A 16,647-nucleotide genomic window follows, 5' to 3' on the forward strand; every position below is an offset into this window, starting at 1 on the left:
TCCACGGGGGGCCTTCGGCGTTCCCGCACCCCCGCCCGGCCGTGGGCGTGTCAGGTGCATGGTGCACTACGGAGCGTGATCGTCGTCTCGACTGACCGGCGGGTCAGCATGCGGTCACTCAACGCGGTTGCGGGGGTGCGGAGTTGTTCCCGTGTGCGAGCGAATCCCTCGTACGGGGTGGGTCCGGGAGTGTTAGCGCGGTGCCGCCGGGGTACCGTTCTACGCGCGGGGACCCCACCTCTGCCTGCGAGCCGCTCCGCCCGACCGCGGGCGAGTGTTGCTTATCTCACCTCAGGCCCACCTGCGCAACTGGCTTTCCTCCCGAAGTTGTCCGAAATGCGGACAGTGTTGACCGATAGATATGTAACACGTCCGTTTCGCGACCATCTATATCGGATCGGTTTGTCCGGATTTTGGGAGAAGTAGATGACAGGTGTGATCTAACCGAGACCAAAAGGGTGTGGTCGGGCCGGACCCCATGGCTAATAGTTGACCGCGTAGAGCTCGGGTCAATGGGTCATGCGCTGTGGGGAGCGCCGACTCACGAGCACACTGGGGCACTCGATCTTCGCCGTCAGGGGTGTCGGCGTGATCACACGTGCCCCCTTTCGCAGTGAAACAAGTGGACTCATGAGGAGGAAACCCATGCGCGGTGCCAAGAGCGCCAAGTGGGTCGCCATAGCAGCGGTTGTGGCGCTGGGTGCTACCGCCTGTGGCGGCGGCGAGAGCGACAGTGGCAAGGGCGACGGCGGCAAGAAGGGCCCCGCCAACGCCAACGCCAAGTTCTCCGTGGAACTCGGCGAGCCGGAGAACCCGCTCCAGCCGGCCAACACCATGGAGTCCAACGGCAGCCTGGTGACCAGGGCCCTGTTCTCGCAGCTGGTGGGCTACGACACCAAGGGCACCATCGAGATGGTCAACGCCCAGTCGGTGGAGACCAAGGACAACACGACCTACACGGTCAAGCTCAAGCCGGGCTGGAAGTTCCACGACGGCACCGCGGTCACCGCCGAGTCCTACGTCAAGGCGTGGAACTGGGCCGCGAACCCGAAGAACAAGCAGAAGAACAGCGCTTGGTTCTCGGACATCAAGGGCTACGACAAGGTCTCCACCTCGAAGGCGACCGAGCTGTCCGGCCTGAAGGTCGTCGACGAGACCTCCTTCACCATCGAGCTCTCCACCCCGCTCCCGTACTACGTGTACAAGCTGGGCTACGAGGTCTTCTCGCCGCTCCCCGAGTCCTTCTACGCGGACCCGGCCGCCGCGGGCCAGAAGCCGGTCGGCAACGGTCCGTACAAGTTCGTCAGCTGGCAGCACAAGAAGCAGATCGAGGTCGCCCGCAACGACGCGTACCAGGGTCCGGACAAGGCCAAGAACGGTGGTGTGATCTTCAAGAACTACACCAACCTGGAAACGGCCTACGAGGACCTGAAGTCGGGCAACGTCGACGTCCTGCGTCAGATCGCCCCGAAGGACCTGCCGGTCTACAAGCAGGACCTCGGTGACCGCGCGGTCGACTCGGCGAACTCCGCCATCCAGACGATCGCCCCGGCGTTCTACACCAAGCAGTTCAAGGACATCGACCCCAAGGTCATCAAGGGCCTGTCGATGGCGATCGACCGCGAGACGATCACCAACACGGTGCTCCAGAAGACCCGTGAGCCGGCCACCGGTTGGGTCGCCCAGGGCGTGCTCGGCTTCCAGGAGAACGCCGCCGGCGAGGTCACGACCTACGACCCGAAGAAGGCCAAGGCCCTCATCGAAGAGGGCGGCGGCGTCCCGGGCAACAAGATCTCCATCCAGTTCAACGCGGACGGCGGTCACAAGGAGTGGGTCGAGGCCGTCTGCGGCTCGATCACCAAGGCGACGGGCGTCGCCTGCACCGGGGACTCCAAGGCCGACTTCCAGGCCGACCTCCAGGCGCGCGCCGCCGAGCAGGTCAAGTCGCTGTACCGCAGTGGCTGGAACCTGGACTTCCCGATGAACTCCAACTTCATCCGTGACCTCTACGCCACGGGTGCGGACGGCAACCAGAGCGGCTTCTCCAACAAGGAGATCGACAAGCTCATCAAGGAAGCCGACAGCGCCAAGACGCTGGAGGAGTCCACGAAGCTGTACCAGGAGATCGAGAAGAAGCTCGTGGAGTACATGCCGAGCATCCCGCTCTGGTACTACAAGGTCAACGCTGGTTACTCGGAGAACGTCAGCAACGTCAAGTACAACCAGAAGGGCGACCCCATTCTGACGGACGTCCAGGTGACGAAGTAACCGCAAACAGCCCGTGACCCCCGGGGCCGGCCCACCAAGGGCCGGCCCCGCCGGGGACGGATGCGCGGCCGGGGGGCCCTTCTCCCGCGAACTCCAGCAGGTTCGCGGGGGCGGGGCCCGTACGGCTGCCGCTGTGACTGACATGGAGGCACGATGGGGCGATATGTCGCACGACGACTGCTCCAGATGATCCCGGTTTTCATCGGGACGACCCTGCTGATCTTCCTCATGGTCTACGCCCTGCCCGGTGACCCCGTGCGCGGGCTGTTCGGCGACAAGGGCGGCAGCGAGGCGACGATCGCCGCGCTGAGACGTGAGTACGGTCTGGACCAGCCGATCATGGTCCAGTACTTCAACTACATGAAGGACATGATCCTTCACGCCGACTTCGGCACGCAGATCGCCAGTGGCCGACCGGTCACCGACGTCCTGAGCGAGGCGTTCCCGGTGACGGTCCGGTTGGCCGCCGTCGCGTTCGTCATCGAGGTCATCGTCGGCATCGGACTCGGCATCGCCGCCGGCATGAAGGCCGGCAAGCTCACCGACACCGTGATCCTGCTGTTCACGATGCTGCTGATCTCCGTTCCGGTGTTCGTGCTCGGCTTCATCTTCAAGACCGTGTTCGCGTTCGAGCTGGGCTGGCTAGAGCCCAACGTCACGGACTCCACGAAGCTCAGCGAGCTGTTGATGCCGGCGATCGTGCTGGCCGCGATGTCCCTCGCCTACGTGGGACGGCTCACCCGTACGTCCATCGCGGAGAACCTGCGCGCGGACTACATCCGCACCGCCGTCGCCAAGGGCCTGCCCAAGCGGCGGGTCGTCGGCGTGCATCTGATGCGCAACTCGCTGATCCCCGTGGTCACCTTCCTCGGCACCGACATCGGTGCCCTGATGGGCGGCGCGGTCGTCACCGAGGGCCTCTTCAACATCCAGGGCGTGGGCGGCACGATCTTCGAGTCGATCCAGCGCCGCGAGGGCACGACCCTGGTCGGTCTGGTGACCGTCCTGGTCCTCGTCTACCTCGCCGCCAGCCTGATCGTCGACCTGCTCTACGCGGTCCTGGACCCGAGGATTCGCTATGCCTGACCTGACCAAGACCGCGGCCGACACCGCCGTCCAGGACGCCGTGCCCTCGGTGGACCCGGCTCCGGAGCCCAAGGCGAAGTCGGAGAAGGCGCGCAGCCTCTGGGGCGACGCCTGGCAGGACCTGCGCCGCCGTCCGATCTTCATCGTCTCCTCGGTGATGATCCTGATCCTGCTGACGATCACCGCGTTCCCGGGCTGGTTCACCAGTGCCAACCCCACGGTGGGCGATCTGCAGAACCACTTCCTCCAGAAGCCCCAGCTGGGCAAGGTCTTCTCACCGGAGTGGCTCGGTTATGACGCTCAGGGCCGCAGCGTCTATGCCCGGATGATCCACGGCACCCGTGCCTCGGTGCTCGTCGGACTCGGCACCGCCACGGTGGTGACCCTCTTCGGTGGCCTCGTGGGCATGCTCGCGGGTTACTTCGGCGGGGTCATCGACTCGATCCTGTCGCGCCTGACGGACGTCTTCTTCGGCATCCCGTTCCTGCTCGGCGCGATGGTCGTCCTGAACTCGTTCACGGACCGCACCGTCCTGATCGTCATCGGCGCCCTGGCGTTCCTGGGGTGGACCCAGACCGCGCGCGTGATGCGCGGTTCGGTGATCACCATCAAGCAGGCCGACTACGTCCAGGCGGCCAAGGCGCTCGGCGCGGGCACCCGGCGGATCCTCTTCCGTCACATCCTGCCCAACGCCGTCGCCCCGGTCATCGTCGTGGCGACCATCTCGCTGGGTGTGTACATCTCGGCGGAGGCGACGCTGTCGTACCTGGGCCTCGGCCTGAGCGGCGTCTCCTGGGGCACGGACATCTCCGCGGGCGGCAACCAGATCCGCGTGGCGCAGCACATCATGCTGTTCCCGTCGATCATGCTCAGCCTGACGGTGCTGTCGTTCATCATGCTCGGTGAGGCCGTCCGCAACGCCCTCGACCCGAAGACACGCTGAGGGAGGCGTACGTGACCACCATCGAGAAGACCGCACCGGTCCCGGGCCCCCGGGACTCCGCCGAACAGGGCGGGCCACTGCTGGACGTGCGGGACCTGCACGTCGAGTTCCACACGCGTGACGGCGTGGTCAAGGCCGTCAACGGCGTCAACTACACCGTCGACGCGGGCGAGACGCTGGCCGTGCTGGGCGAGTCCGGTTCCGGCAAGTCGGTGACCGCCCAGGCGATCATGGGCATCCTCGACATGCCCCCGGCGAAGATCCCGCAGGGCGAGATCCGTTTCCGCGGACAGGACATGCTCGCCATGTCCGCCGAGGAGCGCCGGAAGATCCGCGGCCGGAAGATCGCCATGATCTTCCAGGACGCGCTGTCCTCGCTGAACCCGGTCCTGTCCGTCGGCTACCAGCTCGGCGAGATGTTCCGCGTGCACCAGGGCGCCTCCAAGAAGGAAGCCAAGGCCAAGTCCATCGAACTGATGGACCGGGTGAAGATCCCCGCCGCCTCGTCCCGGGTGAGCGACTACCCGCACCAGTTCTCGGGCGGCATGCGTCAGCGGATCATGATCGCGATGGCGTTGGCCCTGGAGCCGGACCTGATCATCGCGGACGAGCCGACGACGGCGCTGGACGTGACGGTGCAGGCCCAGGTGATGGACCTGCTCGCGGAGCTCCAGCGCGAGTTCAACATGGGCCTGATCCTGATTACCCACGACCTGGGCGTGGTCGCGGACGTCGCCGACAAGATCGCGGTGATGTACGCGGGCCGGATCGTCGAGACCGCCCCCGTCCACGAGTTGTACAAGCGCCCCGCGCACCCGTACACCAAGGGACTGCTGGACTCGATCCCGCGCCTGGACCAGAAGGGCCAGGAGCTCTTCGCGATCAAGGGCCTGCCGCCCAACCTGCTGCACGTGCCGAGCGGCTGCGCGTTCAACCCGCGGTGCACCGCGGCGCAGGACGTCTGCCGGACGGACATCCCCGTGCTGCACCCGGTGACGGAGCGCGAGGGCGGCGAGCTGCCCGGCCGTCGCAGCGCCTGTCACTTCTGGAAGGAGACGATCCATGGCTGACTCCCCGAAGCTCTCGAAGTCCGGCGAGCTGCAGGACGCCGCCATGCCCAACGTCTCCGACGTCGAGGTGGTCGACGCCCGGTCCGAGGCCGAGGCGGTCGCCGCCGTCGAGGCCCCGGTCGAGCGCGGTGAGCCGATCCTCCAGGTCCGCGGACTGAAGAAGCACTTCCCGCTCACCCAGGGCATCCTGTTCAAGAAGCAGGTCGGCGCGGTGAAGGCCGTGGACGGGGTCGACTTCGACCTGTACCAGGGCGAGACGCTGGGCATCGTGGGCGAGTCCGGCTGCGGCAAGTCCACCGTGGCGAAGCTCCTGATGAGTCTGGAGCGGGCCACCGCGGGCGAGGTCTTCTACAAGGGTCAGGACATCACCAAGCTGTCCGGGCGGGCGTTGAAGGCGGTGCGGCGGAACATCCAGATGGTGTTCCAGGATCCGTACACCTCGTTGAACCCGCGGATGACGGTGGGTGACATCATCGGGGAGCCGTTCGACATCCATCCCGAGGTGGCGCCGAAGGGTGATCGTCGGCGTCGGGTGCAGGACCTGTTGGACGTGGTGGGTCTCAACCCGGAGTACATCAACCGGTACCCGCACCAGTTCTCCGGCGGTCAGCGCCAGCGCATCGGCATCGCCCGCGGCCTCGCGCTCAACCCGGAGATCATCATCTGCGACGAGCCCGTCTCGGCGCTGGACGTGTCGGTGCAGGCGCAGGTCATCAACCTGATGGAGAAGCTCCAGGACGAGTTCAACCTGTCCTACATCTTCATCGCGCACGACCTGTCGATCGTCCGGCACATCTCCGACCGCGTCGGCGTGATGTACCTCGGCAAGATCGCGGAGATCGGTACCGACACCGAGATCTACGAGCACCCGACCCACCCGTACACCCAGGCGCTGCTGTCGGCCGTGCCGGTGCCCGATCCGGAGGCCCGGCAGAACCGGGACCGGATCATCCTCACCGGGGACGTGCCCTCGCCGGCGAACCCGCCCTCCGGCTGCCGCTTCCGCACCCGTTGCTGGAAGGCCGAGGACCGTTGTGCGGAGGAGGTGCCCCTGCTGGCGATCCCCGAGCGGCTCCAGGGCACGGACAGCCTCGCCGCGCACGAGTCCGCGTGCCACTTCGCGGAGGAGAAGGACGTGGTCCACGCCGGCTAGCCCGGGTGGACGGCCACCGTCTCCGGACGGTGGTCGCATCCTTGCCGAAGCCCCCCGCTGACCTCAGCGGGGGGCTTCGGCGTTCTCCGGCACGGGGCGGACGAAGTCGTGCGTAACGTCCGGCGGTCCCCGGGCGTGCTTAAGGCAGGACGGCGGGAACGGCCGGCCACGGAGAGGGACGGGGGTGACGATGGCGACGACCTCAGCGGTGTCGGACGACTTCGACGTGTTCTACGCGGCCACGGTGAAGCGCCTGGTCGCCACGGTGTACGCGGTGACGGGCGACCTGGCGGAGGCGGAGGACGCGGTACAGGAGGCCTACGTCAGGGCGTGGCAGCGCTGGTCGAAGCTGCTCGCCGGTGGCGATCCCCTGCCGTGGGTGCGCCGGGTCGCGTTGCGTCTGGCGATCAGCACTTGGCGGCGCAAGCGCGGCCGGATACTGGCCCACTTCCGACACGGTCCGCCGCGGGACGTCCCGGAACCGACCGCGGACCGGGTCGCCCTGATGACCGCGCTGCGGCAGTTGACCCCGCAGCAGCGACAGGTCGTCGTGCTCCATCACCTGCTGGACCTCCCGGTCGAGCAGGTGGCGCACGAGATCGGGGCGTCCAACGGCGCGGTGCGCACCCGACTGAGCCGAGCCCGCAAGATCCTCGGCGAACGTCTGAGCGATAGGGAGGCGGAGATAGAGATGCGATACGAGTGGAGTGCTACGGGGGTGGTCGTGACATGACCAGAGTGGAAGAACTGCTGGAAGACGCCGTGCTGCGGATGCCCGCGGCGGCACAGGTCCGGGCCCGGGCGGCCCGCCGCCGCACCCGCCGGCTGACCGCCACCGGCGCGCTGGCGGCAGCCGCGGTCGGTCTGGCCGGTTGGAACTACTCCCCGGGAGGGGACGTCCAGAAGGTCCAGGCGGCAGCCGTACCGGTGGCCAGCGAGGGTGCGGCGTCCTCCGCCAAGTCGGAGGTGGACGTGGCCGAGCCCTCGAAGACGGCGCCGCCCAGCGCGCTGATGCCGCCCAACCTGAGCAGCATGTCCGACCTGTGGCTCACGATGCAGTGCGACGAGACGAAGGCCGGTACGGGCCCCAGCCGTCACCACTCCCTGAGCACCAGCAAGGACACTGACGGCGCCGCTGTCATCGTGGAGCGCGAGGCCCACTACTCGACCGAGTGGGTGGCGCAGCAAGACCACAAGGACCTGCGCAACGTGCTGGCCGCGTGCGGGCTGACCACCAAGGACGAGGCGACCGGCCCGAAGCGGTCACCTCAGGCGCTGTACGAGGGCCGGGACGTGCAGGGCCGGAGCGTCACCGTCCTGGTCGCCCTCGACAAGACTCGACTGGAGGTCACCGAGACCGTCCGGGCGGCCCGGTAGCTCCGTCGGGAGGACCGTGCGTCGCCGGGGCCCATCGGGGGGTGGGCCCCGGCCCGGCACGGTCGAGTCGTCCCACCCGGTAGGTACACCCACCCGGGTGGCTGAATATGCGGAATGTCAGGAGTGAGGTGATATTTGGGCCTAAGTGAAGAGCGAACCTGATGAGGAGGCACTCCATGCGTGGAGTCAGGCGCGCCCCATGGGTCGCGGCGGCGACCGCCGTCGTCCTGGGGGTGACGGCGACGGCCTGCGGGGGCGGCGGCGACAGCGGTGGCGGTGGCGACGGCTCCGGGGTCGTGAGTTCCTCCTGGGGGGACCCGCAGAACCCGCTGGAGCCCGCCAACACCAACGAGGTGCAGGGCGGCAAGGTCCTCGACATGATCTTCCGCGGCCTCAAGCGCTACAACGCCGAGACGGGCGCCGCCGAGGACATGCTCGCCGAGAAGATCGACACCTCCGACTCGCAGAACTTCACCATCACCGTCAAGGACGGCTGGAAGTTCAGCAACGGCGAGGACGTCACGTCCCAGTCCTTCGTGGACGCCTGGAACTACGGCGCGAGCCTGAAGAACAACCAGAAGAACGCCTACTTCTTCGGGTACATCGAGGGCTACGACAAGGTCCACCCGGACTCCGGCGAGCAGAGTGCCGACACCCTCTCGGGGCTGAAGGTCGTCGACCCCAAGACGTTCACGGTGAAACTGAACCAGAAGTTCTCCACGTTCCCCGACACCCTCGGGTACGCCGCCTTCGCCCCCCTGCCCCGGGCGTTCTTCGACGACCACGCCGCCTGGCTCAGCAAGCCCGTCGGCAACGGCCCGTACGCCATCGAGTCCTACACCAACGGCTCGCAGATGTCCCTGCGGACCTGGGCCGACTACCCGGGCTCCGACAAGGCGAAGAACGGCGGCATCGATCTCAAGGTCTACACCGACAACAACACCGCGTACACCGACCTGATCGCGGGGAACCTCGACCTGGTGGACGACATCCCGGCAGCCCAGTTGGGCAACGTCGGCGCCGACCTCGGCGACCGGTACATCAACACCCCGGCCGGGATCATCCAGACCCTGGCGTTCCCCTTCTACGACTCGGCGTGGTCCGACGCGAAGGTCCTGAAGGTCCGCCAGGGCCTGTCCCGGGCCATCGACCGGAAGCAGATCACCGAAACGATCTTCCACAAGACCCGCACCCCCGCCACCGACTGGACCTCCCCCGTGCTCGGCGAGGACGGCGGCTTCCAGGACGGGCTCTGCGGTGACTCCTGCGACTACGACCCGGCGGCGGCCAAGAAGCTCGTCGAAGAGGGCGGCGGCCTCCCCGGCGGACAGGTGAAGATCTCGTACAACTCCGACACCGGCTCCCACAAGGAGTGGGTGGACGCCGTGTGCAACTCCATCAACAACGCACTCGGCAACAGCACCGCCTGCGTCGGCAACCCGATCGGGACCTTCGCCGACTTCCGCAACCAGATCACCGACCGGAAGATGTCCGGACCCTTCCGTGCCGGCTGGCAGATGGACTACCCGCTCATCCAGAACTTCCTCCAGCCGCTGTACTACACCAACGCCTCCTCCAACGACGGCAAGTGGTCCAACGACGACTTCGACAAGCTCGTCGACCAGGCCAACGCCGAAACGGACCAGGCCAAGGCCGTCGGCCTGTTCCAACAGGCCGAAGAGGTCGTCCGGGACAACATGGCCGCCATCCCGCTCTGGTACCAGAACGGCAGCGCCGGCTACTCCCAGCAAATCTCCCAGGTGAAGCTGAACCAGTTCAGCGTGCCCGTCTACAACGAGATCGAGGTCAGCTGACGCCGGCGCCCGGCCACCGGTCCCGGCGCCGCCCGCCCCGCGCGGCGCGCCGGGACCCCACCCCGGACACCACGACCCCTGGAGCCGTTCATGGGACGTTATGTGATCCGGCGTCTGCTGCAGATGATCCCCGTCTTCATCGGCGCCACCTTGCTGATCTTCCTGATGGTCAACGTGATGGGCGACCCCATCGCCGGCCTGTGCGGACAGCGCGCCTGCGATGCGGCGACCGCCGCCCAGCTCAAGAAGGAGTTCGGCCTCGACAAGCCCGTGGTGCAGCAGTACCTCACCTACATGGGCAACGTCTTCACCGGCGATTTCGGCACCGCCTTCAACGGACAGCCCGTCACCGAACTCATGGCGTCGGCGTTCCCGGTGACCATCCGGCTGACGATCGTCGCGATCCTCTTCGAGATCGTCATCGGCATCACCCTCGGGGTGCTCACCGGGCTCCAGCGGGGCCGCCCCTTCGACACCGGGGTCCTGGTGCTCACCCTGATCGTGATCTCCGTCCCCACCTTCGTCACGGGCCTGCTGCTCCAACTGCTCCTCGGGGTCGAGTGGGGCTGGATCCGCCCCTCGGTCTCCCCCGAGGCACCCTTCGACGAGCTGATCGTGCCCGGCCTGGTCCTCGCCTCGGTGTCCCTCGCGTACGTCACCCGGCTCACCCGGACCACCATCGCGGAGAACCGCCGTGCCGACTACGTCCGCACCGCCGTCGCCAAGGGGCTGCCCCGGCACCGGGTGGTCACCCGACACCTGCTGCGCAACTCGCTCATCCCGGTGGTCACCTTCATCGGCACCGACATCGGGGCCCTCATGGGCGGCGCCATCGTCACCGAGCGCATCTTCAACATCCACGGCGTGGGCTACCAGCTCTACCAGGGCATCCTCCGCCAGAGCACCCAGACCGTCGTCGGCTTCGTGACCGTCCTCGTCCTCGTCTTCCTGGTGGCCAACCTGGTCGTGGACCTGCTCTACGCCGTACTCGACCCGAGGATCCGCTATGCCTGAGCAACTGCCCGACGACGGCGCGATCGCCTCGACCGGCGCGGGCGGGGCGATGGACCTCGCCACCGCGGAGGGCGAGACGCTGGAGCGCACCCCGGGCGGGCCCCTCGGCACCGGACCCGCCGCCAAACCCCGCTCCCTGTGGTCCGACGCCTGGCACGACCTCCGGCGCAACCCGGTCTTCCTGCTCTCCGCACTGTTCATCCTCTTCCTCGTCTTCATCTCCCTGTGGCCCGGCGCCATCGCCTCCGGCAACCCCCTCAACTGCAATCTGGCCGACGCGCAGAAGGGCTCCTCGCCCGGCCACCCCTTCGGCTTCAACGGCCAAGGCTGCGACGTCTACACCCGGACCGTCTACGGGGCCCGCACCTCCGTCACCGTCGGCGTCTGCGCCACGCTCGGGGTCGCCCTGCTCGGCTCCACCCTCGGCGGCCTCGCCGGGTTCTTCGGCGGCACACCCGACGCCCTGCTGTCCCGGCTCACCGACGTGTTCTTCGCGATCCCCGTCGTCCTCGGCGGCCTGGTCCTGCTGTCCGTGGTGACCAGCAACACCGTCTGGCCCGTCATCGGCTTCATGATCCTGCTGGGCTGGCCGCAGATCTCCCGGATCGCCCGCGGCTCGGTCATCACCGCCAAACAGAACGACTACGTCCAGGCCGCCCGCGCCCTCGGCGCCTCCCACACCCGCATGCTGCTGCGCCACATCGCCCCCAACGCGATCGCCCCGGTCATCGTCGTCGCGACCATCGCGCTGGGCACGTACATCGCCCTGGAGGCCACCCTGTCCTACCTCGGCGTCGGGCTGAAACCGCCCACCGTCTCCTGGGGCATCGACATCTCCGCCGCCTCCCCCTACGTCCGCAACGCCCCGCACGCACTGCTGTGGCCCTCCGGCGCGCTGGCCGTCACCGTGCTCGCGTTCATCACCCTCGGCGACGCGGTCCGCGACGCCCTCGACCCCAAGCTGCGCTGAGGAGGCCGCCGCGATGCTGCTCGACGTACGCGATCTACGGGTGGAGTTCCGGACCAGGGACGGAGTCGCCCGGGCCGTCAACGGCGTCAGCTACACCGTCGACGCGGGCGAGACGCTGGCCGTGCTGGGCGAGTCCGGTTCCGGCAAGTCGGTGACCGCCCAGGCGATCATGGGCATCCTCGACACCCCGCCCGGGCGGATCACCGGCGGCGAGGTCCTGTTCCGGGGGCGGGACCTGCTGAAGCTCAAGGAGGACGCCCGCCGGAAGATCCGCGGCGCCGACATGGCCATGATCTTCCAGGACGCGCTGTCCTCGCTGAACCCGGTCCTGACGGTGGGCGACCAACTCGGCGAGATGTACCGCGTGCACCGGGGACTCTCCCGCAAGGCCGCCCGCGCCAAGGCCGTCGAGCTGATGGACCGGGTCCGCATCCCGGCCGCCGCGGAACGCGTGACCCAGTACCCGCACCAGTTCTCGGGCGGGATGCGTCAGCGGATCATGATCGCGATGGCGTTGGCCCTGGAGCCGGACCTGATCATCGCGGACGAGCCGACGACGGCGCTGGACGTGACGGTGCAGGCCCAGGTGATGGACCTGCTGGCCGACCTCCAGCGCGAGTTCAACATGGGCCTGATCCTGATCACCCACGACCTGGGCGTGGTCGCGGACGTCGCCGACAAGATCGCGGTGATGTACGCGGGCCGGATCGTCGAGACCGCCCCCGTCCACGACATCTACAAGGCCCCCGCCCATCCGTACACCAAGGGACTGCTCGAATCGATCCCGCGCCTGGACCAGAAGGGCCGGGAGCTCTTCGCCATCAAGGGGCTGCCCCCGAACCTCGCGCACATCCCGTCCGGTTGCGCCTTCCACCCGCGCTGCCCGATGGCCCAGGACGTGTGCCGCACCGACGTGCCGCCGCTGGCCGAGGTGTCCGACGAGCGCCGCAGCGCCTGCCACTTCTGGAGGGAGACGCTCCATGGCTGACGCCCAGGCCCCGGTCCCGGCCCCCTCCACCCCGTCCGACCCGTCCGACGAGGAGCGCGTCGACGCGTTGGAGACGCCCGTGGCCCGGGGAGAGCCGATCCTCGAAGTGCGCGGACTGTTCAAGCACTTCCCGCTCACCCGCGGCATCCTGTTCAAGAAGCAGGTCGGCGCGGTGAAGGCCGTGGACGGGGTGGACTTCGACCTGTACCAGGGCGAGACGCTGGGCATCGTGGGCGAGTCCGGCTGCGGCAAGTCCACCGTCGCCAAGACCCTCGTCCACCTGGAACGCCCCACGGCCGGGGTGATCAAGTACAAGGGTCAGGACATCACCAAGCTGTCCGGGCGGGCGTTGAAGGCGGTGCGGCGGAACATCCAGATGGTGTTCCAGGACCCGTACACCTCGTTGAACCCGCGGATGACGGTGGGTGACATCATCGGGGAGCCGTTCGACATCCATCCCGAGGTGGCGCCGAAGGGTGATCGTCGGCGTCGGGTGCAGGACCTGTTGGACGTGGTGGGTCTCAACCCGGAGTACATCAACCGGTACCCGCACCAGTTCTCCGGCGGTCAGCGCCAGCGCATCGGCATCGCCCGCGGCCTCGCGCTCAACCCGGAGATCATCATCGCCGACGAGCCCGTCTCGGCGCTGGACGTGTCGGTGCAGGCGCAGGTCATCAACCTGATGGAGAAGCTCCAGAACGAGTTCAACCTCTCCTACATCTTCATCGCGCACGACCTGTCGATCGTCCGGCACATCTCCGACCGCGTCGGCGTGATGTACCTCGGCAAGATCGTCGAGCTGGGCACCGGCACCGAGATCTACGACCACCCCACCCACCCGTACACCCAGGCGCTGCTGTCGGCCGTGCCGGTGCCCGATCCGGAGGCCCGCGAGCACCGCGAACGCGTGATCCTCACCGGGGACGTGCCCTCGCCGGCGAACCCGCCCTCCGGCTGCCGCTTCCGCACCCGTTGCTGGAAGGCCCAGGAGAGGTGCGCGCTGGAGGTGCCGCTGCTGGCGGTGCCCGCCGAGTTCCGGTACGTCGAGGGGCCAGCCGCGCACGCCTCCGCCTGCCACTTCGCCGAAGAGAAACAGGTGGTCCCCCCGGAAACCCCCGCGCCCCCCGAACACCCGGAGCCACCTGCGACCCCCGAGCCGCCGGGGCCATCCGCGCCCCCCGAGCCGACGGAGGGTCGTTAACACCTCGGCAACCCACCCGCCACGATCCCGATATACGCGCGCGGCACGCTCGTGGACGTACGGCCGTGCGGGTGCCGTAGGCCGGCCGGAGGCACACCGCGTAGCCCCGGCCGGCCACCCGACGGGTCAGCGCCCACCCAGCCCGAGGGCCCGCCGCAGGAAGTCGACCTGAAGCAGCAGCAGGTTCTCGGCCACGTCCTCCTGCGCCGCCATGTGCGTCACCCCGGTCAGCGGCAACACCTCGTGCGGGCGCCCCGCGGCGAGCAGCGCCGAGGACAGCCGGAGGCTGTGCCCCACCACCACGTTGTCGTCCGCGAATCCGTGCACGAGCATCAACGGCCGGTGCGGCTCCACGGCGCCGGACAGTCCGTCGTCGGTGACGAGGGAGTTGGCCTCGTACGCCTCCGGGCTCTTCGCCGGGTCACCGAGGTAGCGTTCGGTGTAGTGCGTGTCGTACAGCCGCCAGTCCGTGACGGGCGCGCCCGCCACCGCCGCGTGGAACACGTCGGGCCGCCGCAGCACCGCGAGCGCGGCCAGGTACCCGCCGTACGACCAGCCCCGGATCGCCACCCGGGACAGGTCCAGCGGGAACCGCTCGGCGAGCCCGTGCAGTGCGTCGATCTGGTCGTCCAGGGTCGCCGTCAGGTCCTGGTGGATCGCCTTCTCCCAGGCGGGGGAGCGGCCGGGCGTGCCGCGGCCGTCCGCGACGACCACCGCGAACCCCTGGTCGGCGAACCACTGGGAGGTCAGGTACGCGTTGTGTGCCGCCTGGACCCTTTGACCGTGTGGTCCGCCGTACGGATCGAGGAGGACCGGCAGTAGACCCTCGTGGGGAGACGGATCGGTCGGGAGCAGGACGGCGCACGGCACGCGCCGCGTGCCCCCCTCCGTGAGCGTCACGCGCGGGGCGAGAACCGGACGCTCCGCGTACGACGCCACCTCGGCGACGGGAGCACCGTCCCGCAACACCCGCACCCGAGCACCCGGCGCGTCCGGCACCGCCGACACCAGGACGGTCACCGGCCCCGACCGCGCCGCCCGGTGCACCCCGACCTCCTGCGAGATCCGCTCGGTGCCCCACTCGTTGACGCGGTAGACGTGCACCTCACCGATCTCCGGGGCGGCGGCCTCCGCCCCCGCCGAAGCCGCGACCAGGACGTCGTCGTCCGAGACGTCCAGGATCGCTCGCACGTGCAACTGCGGACCGGTGAGCGGCCGGTCGCCCACCGCGAGCACCCGGGCGCCGCCCTCGTCGACGAGGCGCACCAACTGCCCGTCCGGCGACCAGCAGGGCGCTCCGACGAAGAGTTCCAGCCAAGGTTCGCCGTCCTCCGCGTGCACCATCCGCGTGCTGCCGTTGTCCGGATCGAGTGCCAGGTACGCCTGCGACCGCTGGTCCCGGGTCTGCACCAGCAGTAGGGGGGCTCCGGCGGCCGACCAGTGCACCCGGGCCAGGTACGGGTACCGCTCCCGGTCCCACACCACCTCCACCCGGGACCCGTCCAGGCCCACGACCCACAGCCCCACCTCGGCGTTGGGCGTCCCGGCGCGGGGGTAGGCGGCCCGCTGCGGTGCGCGTTCGGGGTGCGCCGGATCGGAGATCCACCACCGGTGCACCGGGGCGTCGTCGGCCCGTGCCACCAGCAGCCGGTCCGATGCGGGCGCCCACCAGAAGCCCCGCGAGCGCCCCATCTCCTCGGCGGCGATGAACTCGGCGAGCCCGTACGTCACGGTGTCCGTCTCGGGCCCCACCAAGGTGCTCCCGTGCGCCGCGCCGTCGCCCACGTCCACGCCGTCAGCACGTGTCACTCGCAGCGCGCCGGCCGACACGTAGGCCACGTGCCGACCGTCCGGCGAGGGGCGCGGGTCCAGTACGGGGCCGGGCGCGGGTAGTTCGCGTACCGTGCCGGCCCGGAGTTCCCCTACGAACAGCCGTCCGGAGAGGGTGAAAGCCGCCAACTCCGCGGCGGCGTCCGTCGCGTAGTCGACGATGCCCGCGCCGGACTCCCGGCTGCGCTCGCGGCGGGCCCGTTCCGCCTCCGACAGGTGCTCCCGGGCCCCCGAGAGCACGGTGGCCGGGTCGGCGACCACTCGTTCGGTGCCTTCCGGAAGGTCGAGCACCCAGAGCGCATTGGCCCGATCAGTACCGTTTCGCGACCGCAGAAAAATGACGCGTTCCCCGTCTGGAGCCACGGTGAACGTCCTTGGTGCACCAAGGGAGAAGCGCTGAGTGCGGGCATACTGACGGGGGAAGGGCAGGGGCTCGGAAGTCATTCTCCGAGCGTAGGACGCATGCGCCCCCCTGTGCTGCCGTGAGCCGACCTTGTGCGATCCATGCGATCACGCGGATAGTTATGATCCGTGACGCAAGGTGGGTATCAACCCGCTGTCAGACGTTCGAACCGTGACGGTCATTTGGGAGGTGAACCGCCGTGGCACTCTCGATTTCGGCGGTGGTGCTGCTGGCGATCATCGTCTTCATCCTGATCAAGAAATCGGGACTGAAGGGCGGTCACGCCGTCGTGTGCATGCTGCTCGGCTTCTATCTCGCCAGCTCCTCGATCGCCCCGACGATCACCGAGGTCACCTCGAACGTCGCGGGCATGATCGGCGACATCGACTTCTGACCCCGACCCGTGGTGATGCGCCCCCTGAGGGGCGCGGAGTGTCGCGCGCGGGCCGGTTTGCAAGCGCGCGCCGGGGAGTACGCGGTGGGGCGCGACCCCCGCCCCCACCCCCTGCCAGCAGAACCTGCCCGCGTGG

Annotated in this window: 14 protein-coding genes; 13 read left to right on the plus strand and 1 reads right to left on the minus strand. The window is 68.6% G+C overall.

The window, feature by feature from the left end; translation table 11 throughout:
* The first annotated feature begins 645 nt into the window (after positions 1-645).
* The 12 genes from ACFWIA_RS27125 (at position 646) to ACFWIA_RS27180 (ending at position 13,884) form a co-directional block, all read left to right on the plus strand.
* Positions 646-2,268, plus strand: a complete 1,623-nt coding sequence (locus ACFWIA_RS27125) for an ABC transporter substrate-binding protein (RefSeq protein WP_387009460.1) — start codon at positions 646-648, stop codon at positions 2,266-2,268.
* 153 nt (positions 2,269-2,421) lie between these two features.
* Positions 2,422-3,354, plus strand: a complete 933-nt coding sequence (locus ACFWIA_RS27130; RefSeq protein ID WP_385494635.1) for an ABC transporter permease — start codon at positions 2,422-2,424, stop codon at positions 3,352-3,354.
* The gene (locus tag ACFWIA_RS27135) at positions 3,347-4,297 is read left to right on the plus strand and encodes an ABC transporter permease (protein WP_387009463.1); all 951 of its coding nucleotides are present in this window, start codon (positions 3,347-3,349) and stop codon (positions 4,295-4,297) included. Before ACFWIA_RS27130 ends, ACFWIA_RS27135 begins: the two co-directional genes overlap by 8 nt.
* A gap of 11 nt (positions 4,298-4,308) precedes the next feature.
* Complete coding sequence (locus tag ACFWIA_RS27140) at positions 4,309-5,367, plus strand: ABC transporter ATP-binding protein (RefSeq protein ID WP_387009465.1); 1,059 nt, start codon at positions 4,309-4,311, stop codon at positions 5,365-5,367.
* Positions 5,360-6,520: an ABC transporter ATP-binding protein gene (locus ACFWIA_RS27145; RefSeq protein WP_387009467.1), complete on the plus strand. Its 1,161-nt coding sequence runs from the start codon at positions 5,360-5,362 to the stop codon at positions 6,518-6,520. The genes ACFWIA_RS27140 and ACFWIA_RS27145 overlap by 8 nt, the downstream gene beginning before the upstream one ends.
* A 190-nt stretch (positions 6,521-6,710) precedes the next feature.
* Positions 6,711-7,253: a SigE family RNA polymerase sigma factor gene (locus tag ACFWIA_RS27150; protein WP_387009469.1), complete on the plus strand. Its 543-nt coding sequence runs from the start codon at positions 6,711-6,713 to the stop codon at positions 7,251-7,253.
* Positions 7,250-7,897, plus strand: coding sequence for a hypothetical protein (locus ACFWIA_RS27155; RefSeq protein WP_387009471.1), 648 nt, complete (start codon positions 7,250-7,252; stop codon positions 7,895-7,897). The genes ACFWIA_RS27150 and ACFWIA_RS27155 overlap by 4 nt, the downstream gene beginning before the upstream one ends.
* A 176-nt stretch (positions 7,898-8,073) precedes the next feature.
* Positions 8,074-9,711 (plus strand): ABC transporter substrate-binding protein, encoded by a 1,638-nt coding sequence (locus tag ACFWIA_RS27160; protein ID WP_387009473.1) that lies wholly within the window; start codon positions 8,074-8,076, stop codon positions 9,709-9,711.
* 90 nt (positions 9,712-9,801) lie between these two features.
* Complete coding sequence (locus tag ACFWIA_RS27165; RefSeq protein WP_387009475.1) at positions 9,802-10,725, plus strand: ABC transporter permease; 924 nt, start codon at positions 9,802-9,804, stop codon at positions 10,723-10,725.
* A complete protein-coding gene (locus ACFWIA_RS27170; protein WP_387009477.1) occupies positions 10,718-11,695 on the plus strand; it encodes an ABC transporter permease in 978 nt (325 codons plus the stop codon). Before ACFWIA_RS27165 ends, ACFWIA_RS27170 begins: the two co-directional genes overlap by 8 nt.
* Positions 11,696-11,708: 13 nt before the next feature.
* The gene (locus ACFWIA_RS27175) at positions 11,709-12,683 is read left to right on the plus strand and encodes an ABC transporter ATP-binding protein (protein ID WP_387009479.1); all 975 of its coding nucleotides are present in this window, start codon (positions 11,709-11,711) and stop codon (positions 12,681-12,683) included.
* A complete protein-coding gene (locus tag ACFWIA_RS27180) occupies positions 12,676-13,884 on the plus strand; it encodes an ABC transporter ATP-binding protein (RefSeq protein WP_387009481.1) in 1,209 nt (402 codons plus the stop codon). Before ACFWIA_RS27175 ends, ACFWIA_RS27180 begins: the two co-directional genes overlap by 8 nt.
* Before the next feature lie 126 nt (positions 13,885-14,010).
* On the opposite strand, the gene ACFWIA_RS27185 is transcribed toward ACFWIA_RS27180, so the two are convergent.
* Positions 14,011-16,158, minus strand: a complete 2,148-nt coding sequence (locus ACFWIA_RS27185; RefSeq protein WP_387009483.1) for a prolyl oligopeptidase family serine peptidase — start codon at positions 16,156-16,158, stop codon at positions 14,011-14,013.
* A 158-nt stretch (positions 16,159-16,316) separates the two neighbouring features.
* On the opposite strand from ACFWIA_RS27185, the gene ACFWIA_RS27190 reads away from it, so the two are divergent.
* On the plus strand, positions 16,317-16,511 hold the full coding sequence (locus ACFWIA_RS27190; RefSeq protein WP_385494622.1) for a hypothetical protein: 195 nt from the start codon (positions 16,317-16,319) through the stop codon (positions 16,509-16,511).
* Positions 16,512-16,647 lie beyond the last annotated feature (136 nt).

This window comes from Streptomyces sp. NPDC127068 (genome assembly GCF_042724695.1).
Lineage (GTDB): Bacteria > Actinomycetota > Actinomycetes > Streptomycetales > Streptomycetaceae > Streptomyces.